Here is an 886-nt window from a genome sequence, read left to right as displayed (position 1 = left end):
AGGCTCGCCTGATCCGCGCCCCCGCCGTGACCGACTTGTTCGGGCCGGGTCACCCGGATCAGCAGGCAGAGGACAGCTGGGATCAGCGCGCCATCGCGCAAGGGGAGACCATACTCGAGCAGCAGGGCAACCGGCTCACCCTGGTCAAGCCTTTCAAGGCGTACAAGGAGTACCGCGGCACCCAATGCACCACCTGCCATCAGGTACCTGAAGGCACCGTCATGGGGGCGGTGCGGATCAGCTACGACCTCAGCCACACCTTCGGCGAGATCCGCCACAACAACTTGATCCTGAGCGGCAGCCTGGTGGCGGTATTCGGGCTCGGTTTCGGCCTGCTTGGCTGGGTGCTGCAGCGCTACATCAAGCGACCGGTGCGCCACCTGCAACTGACCATGACCCGCATGGCCAAGGAGCGGGATCTCTCCCTCCCCCTGCTCAACCCGAGCCAGGATGAGCTGGGCCAGATGACCCGCGCCGTCAGCGACATGGTGCAGGGTTTTCGCCACAGCCTGCAGGAGGTGGAGCACGCAACTCAGCAGCTCTATCAGGAGTCGAACCAGATCCGGCAAGTCGCCACCCAGACCGAGGGCTCCGCTCGCCAGCAGGAGAGCATGACGACCCAGGTCGCTGCCGCCGTCAGCGAATTGGCCGCCAGCTCCCACGAGGTGCGCGAGCACGCCCGCCACAGCGCAGAGCTCTCCGCCCTCACCAACCAGGATGCGGCCAACACCAGTCGCCTCGCCCAGCACTCCATCACCGACATGGGCGAGATGTCCGCCGAGATTGAGCGGGTCGATCGGGTGATCCAGCAGCTCGACAACCGCTGTCTGGCCGTCGATGGCGTGCTGGAGGTGATCAAGGGGATTGCGGATCAGACCAACCTGCT

At 65.3% G+C, this 886-nt stretch carries 1 protein-coding gene; it reads left to right on the top strand.

Annotated features, from left to right (window positions below; genetic code table 11):
- Window positions 1–886 (top strand): methyl-accepting chemotaxis protein (locus tag BN1128_RS18665; protein WP_042871887.1); only part of this gene is annotated, 886 nt, incomplete at both ends.

This window comes from Aeromonas piscicola (genome assembly GCF_000820005.1).
Taxonomy (GTDB): Bacteria; Pseudomonadota; Gammaproteobacteria; order Enterobacterales; family Aeromonadaceae; genus Aeromonas; species Aeromonas piscicola.
Note: the sequence above shows the minus strand (reverse complement) of the source record. Positions and strands in the feature narration are given on the sequence as shown.